Source organism: Trinickia sp., assembly GCF_051961175.1.
Classification (GTDB): domain Bacteria; phylum Pseudomonadota; class Gammaproteobacteria; order Burkholderiales; family Burkholderiaceae; genus Trinickia.
On sequence record NZ_JBQCDN010000226.1, the window covers coordinates 1 to 4,202 of the forward strand.

Annotated in this window: 5 protein-coding genes; 2 read left to right on the forward strand and 3 right to left on the reverse strand. The window is 63.6% G+C overall.

Features of this window, described 5'->3' with window-relative positions:
* Together ACTHL0_RS13785 and ACTHL0_RS13790 are read left to right on the forward strand one after the other, a co-directional pair.
* Positions 1 to 635 (forward strand): RNA pyrophosphohydrolase (locus tag ACTHL0_RS13785; protein WP_440567309.1); only part of this gene is annotated, 635 nt, incomplete at its 5' end.
* 127 nt (positions 636 to 762) lie between these two features.
* On the forward strand, positions 763 to 1,317 hold the full coding sequence (locus ACTHL0_RS13790; protein ID WP_440567310.1) for a CNP1-like family protein: 555 nt from the start codon (positions 763 to 765) through the stop codon (positions 1,315 to 1,317).
* Positions 1,318 to 1,446: 129 nt separating this feature from the next.
* Here ACTHL0_RS13790 and proB read toward each other — a convergent pair whose 3' ends face one another.
* The 3 genes from proB to rpmA all read right to left on the reverse strand — a co-directional run bounded on the left by proB (position 1,447) and on the right by rpmA (position 4,173).
* Positions 1,447 to 2,565 carry a glutamate 5-kinase gene (proB, locus tag ACTHL0_RS13795; protein ID WP_440567311.1) on the reverse strand — a complete coding sequence of 373 codons (1,119 nt, stop codon included), beginning with the start codon at positions 2,563 to 2,565 and terminating at the stop codon, positions 1,447 to 1,449.
* Positions 2,566 to 2,658: 93 nt separating this feature from the next.
* On the reverse strand, positions 2,659 to 3,762 hold the full coding sequence (cgtA, locus tag ACTHL0_RS13800; protein ID WP_440567312.1) for an Obg family GTPase CgtA: 1,104 nt from the start codon (positions 3,760 to 3,762) through the stop codon (positions 2,659 to 2,661).
* Positions 3,763 to 3,909: 147 nt separating this feature from the next.
* Positions 3,910 to 4,173: a 50S ribosomal protein L27 gene (rpmA, locus tag ACTHL0_RS13805; RefSeq protein ID WP_440567313.1), complete on the reverse strand. Its 264-nt coding sequence runs from the start codon at positions 4,171 to 4,173 to the stop codon at positions 3,910 to 3,912.
* Positions 4,174 to 4,202: the final 29 nt, after the last annotated feature.

The window sequence follows — 4,202 nt, forward strand, 5'->3', positions numbered from 1 at the left end:
TTGATCGCGAAGGCTTTCGCCCGAACGTCGGCATCATCCTCTTGAACGCGCACAACGAGGTGTTTTGGGGTAAGCGGCTGCGTGAACATTCCTGGCAGTTTCCGCAAGGGGGCATCAAGTATGGTGAAACCCCTCTGCAAGCGATGTATCGGGAGTTACACGAAGAAACCGGCCTGCTCCCCGAGCACGTCAAGATCATCGGTCGCACGCGCGACTGGTTGCGTTACGAGGTGCCCGACAAGTTCATCAAGCGCGAAGTACGGGGCCACTATCGTGGCCAGAAACAGATCTGGTTCCTGCTTCGGATGGTTGGCCGCGACTGCGATATCTGCCTGCGCGCCACGGATCATCCGGAATTCGACGCTTGGCGCTGGAACGAGTACTGGGTGCCGCTCGACGCCGTGATCGAGTTCAAGCGGGATGTCTATCAATTGGCGCTGACGGAACTGTCGCGCTTTTTGCGGCGTGCCGTGCCGCGTACCGAGAAGCCGCACGGCCCGCATCACGGCCAGCGGTATCCGCGCATATCGCCTTCGGCCACGGTGCCCGGGCAAAGCGGTTCGTCGCTTCAAGCGGCGAACGGTAACGCGGACGTACCGCCCTGCACAACGCCGATTCTCATCCTGCCCGAATGAGCCTGTGCGCCACCCCGGTGGCGTGCCGCGCATCCGTTAGCGAATGCGCGGCGCTCGCTTGATCGGCTGCACCGGCGCTATTATTCGGTCTTTCGAATTCTTGCGCCGCTTAACCGAGGTACCCATATTGAAAGCGATCGTTCTCGCGCTGGCCTGCGCCGCCGGCAGTGCTCTCCTGGCCGGCTGTTCGCACATTCCGGCCAACCCCAAAGACGACAGCAAGTTTCAATACCTGCTCGATCGCACAACCGAATGGACCGAAAACAAGGTCGACACGCTGCCGCCGCTGCCGAGCCCGCAGGATCTGATCGAGTTCGATGTGTCCAACAACACGCCGCTGCACTTCGCCATCGACGGCAAGTCGCTCAGCGTGGGTTCCGATGGCGTCGTGCGCTACACGGTGGTCATTACGAGTTCCACCGGCGCGCACAACGTCAATTACGAAGGGATTCGCTGCGACACCTACGAGTGGCGGCTGTATGCGGGCCTGAACGCCGATCACGACGGCTGGGACCGCACGGTGGCGAACGATTGGACGCGCATCGAAAACGGCAATCTCAACGCATACCGTGCGTCGCTCTACCAGGACTATTTCTGCGAGAACAAGATGCCGACAGGGTCCACGAAGATGATTCTCGACAATCTCCGGGCGCACCGCACGGCGCTGTCGAAGATTAAATAGCACCGGGCCAACGAACGCGCGCGACGCGGATCGGCGCTCCGCAGCGAATGGTTGGCTTGGCAAGAAAGAAGAAAGGCCCGGCCATTGAAGGCGCGGGCCTTTTTCATGCGGCAACGCGGTTGCGCTGCGTCAAACGACGACCAGGTTGTCCCGGTGGATCAGTTCCGGCTCGAGCATGTAGCCGAGGATCGTTTCGATGTCGGCGCTCGCATGGCGGGCGATCAGCTTCGTTTCGGCGCTGCTGTAGTTCGTGAGCCCACGCGCGACTTCACGCCCCGCCGCGCTCACGCACGCGATCACTTCCCCACGGGCGAATACGCCTCGCACGTCGACGACGCCAATCGACAGCAAGCTCTTGCCGCCGGCCGTCAGCTTTTCCACCGCACCGTCGTCGATCACCACGTGCCCGCGCACCTGGAGATGATCGGCCATCCATTGTTTGCGCGCAGCGAGCCGCGCCGTGCGGGCCATGAGTTGGGTACCGATCGCCTCACCTGCCGCGAGCCGCGTCAACACCTCGGGTTCGCGGCCGCTGGCGACGACGGTATTCGCCCCGCTGCCCGCCGCCCGTTTGGCGGCGAGAATTTTCGTGAGCATGCCGCCGCGCCCGATCGCCGAACCCGCACCGCCCGCCATTGCCTCCAGTTCGGGAGCGCCCGCATTGGCCTCGCGCACGAGCTCGGCCGACGGATCCTTGCGTGGATCGGCCGTGAACAATCCGAGTTGATCGGTGAGGATGATGAGCGCATCGCCCTCGATCAGATTCGCCACGAGCGCGCCGAGCGTGTCGTTGTCGCCGAACTTGATTTCGTCGGTCACGACCGTGTCGTTCTCGTTGATGATCGGCACGACGCCCAGACGCAGCAGCGTGAGCAGCGTCGAGCGCGCGTTGAGGTAGCGCTCGCGGTCTGCCAAGTCGGCATGCGTCAGAAGAATCTGGGCCGTGCGGATGCCGTACTCGGCGAAACGGCTTTCGTAGACCTGCGCGAGACCCATTTGTCCCACGGCCGCGGCAGCCTGCAATTCATCGATTTCGCGCGGACGTTTCGTCCAGCCAAGACGCTGCATGCCTTCGGCGATAGCGCCCGAACTGACGAGTACGACCTCTTTGCCGCGCTCGCGCAGTTGCGCGATCTGCGCCGCCCAGCGGCCGATCGCCGCTTGATCGAGGCCGCGCCCCTCGTTCGTCACGAGGCTGGATCCCACCTTGACAACCAAGCGCTTCGAATCCGCGATGACAGAGCGCATCGTGCGAAAGTCTCCATGAATGATCGATCGGCCTGCCGGCAAGCGTGCGCCGGCGGTGGGCGTCGGCCGTTGCCGGCGCCCGCGTGCAAGCGGTCAAGCCTGCGGCGGCGTATCGCCGGCGGGCGGGGTGTCCCGGAAGCGAACATCGGCCGCGAGATCCTCCGCACACTCCGCGCGATGCGCGTCGGAATGCGCTGACAGGTAATCGTAGACCGCGTAGCACAGATTCTCGCAACCAAGCCCGGTCAGCGCGGAAATCTGAAACACGGGCCCCGTCCACTCGAACCGCGCGAGGAAGTCGGCCACGCGCGCCTCACGCTCGTCCTCTGCGATCATGTCGAGCTTGTTGAGCACGAGCCAGCGCGGTTTCTGAAACAACGCTTCATCGTACTTGCGCAGTTCGGCGACGATCGCCTTCGCTTCCGCGACAGGATCGACGTTCTCATCGAACGGGGCGAGATCGACGAGATGCAGCAGCAAGCCGGTGCGCTGCAAGTGACGCAAAAACTGGTGCCCGAGCCCGGCGCCCTCGGCCGCGCCCTCGATCAGCCCGGGGATATCGGCGATGACGAAACTCTTGCTCGGCCCGACGCGCACGACGCCGAGATTCGGCGCGAGCGTGGTGAAGGGGTAGTCGGCAATTTTCGGCTTGGCGTTCGACACCGACGAGATGAATGTCGATTTGCCCGCATTCGGCATCCCGAGCAAGCCGACGTCGGCCAGCACCTTCAATTCCAGGCGCAGCATGCGGCGTTCGCCGGGCTTGCCTTCGGTCTTTTGGCGCGGCGCGCGGTTCGTACTCGACTTGAAGTGCAGATTGCCGAGACCGCCGGAGCCACCCTGGGCGATGAGCACGGTTTGCTCGTGCTCGGTCAGATCGGCGATCACCTCGCCGGTGTCCATATCGTTGATGACCGTACCAACGGGCATGCGCAAGTGGATATCGTCGCCGCCCTTGCCGTAGCAATCGGAGCCGCGGCCGTTTTCGCCGTTGCGCGCCTGGTGCTTCTTCGCGTACCGGTAATCGATCAGGGTGTTGATGTTGCGGTCGGCCACCGCGTAAACGCTGCCGCCTCGACCGCCGTCACCGCCGTCCGGGCCGCCGAACGGAACGAACTTTTCGCGGCGCATCGACGCGCTGCCGTCGCCGCCGTCGCCGGCGATCACCTCGATCCGCGCTTCGTCAATGAACTTCATTTATCGCTCCGTCCCGTGTTTTCCCGCTATTTTGCCGCGTACCGCGCAACGACACTATCCGGCGCCCATCATCGGCGCACAGAAGAAAAAAGGCCCCGCCAACTACGCGGGGCCTTCTTGCAGTGTCGCTCCCGTGTCTGATCGATCTCAGACCGCAGCCGGGAGGACCACAACCGTATGCTTCTTAGCGGCGCCTTTCGTCGTGAACTTGACGTGGCCGTCGACCAACGCGAACAGCGTGTGGTCCTTGCCCATGCCGACGTTCTCGCCTGCGTGCATGCGCGTGCCGCGTTGACGCACGATGATGCCGCCCGCGTTGATCGCTTGGCCGCCGTACACCTTGACGCCGAGGCGCTTCGACTCGGAGTCGCGGCCGTTGCGGGAAGACCCGCCTGCTTTTTTGTGTGCCATCTGATTGCTCCTTAACCGGTGCGCTTACG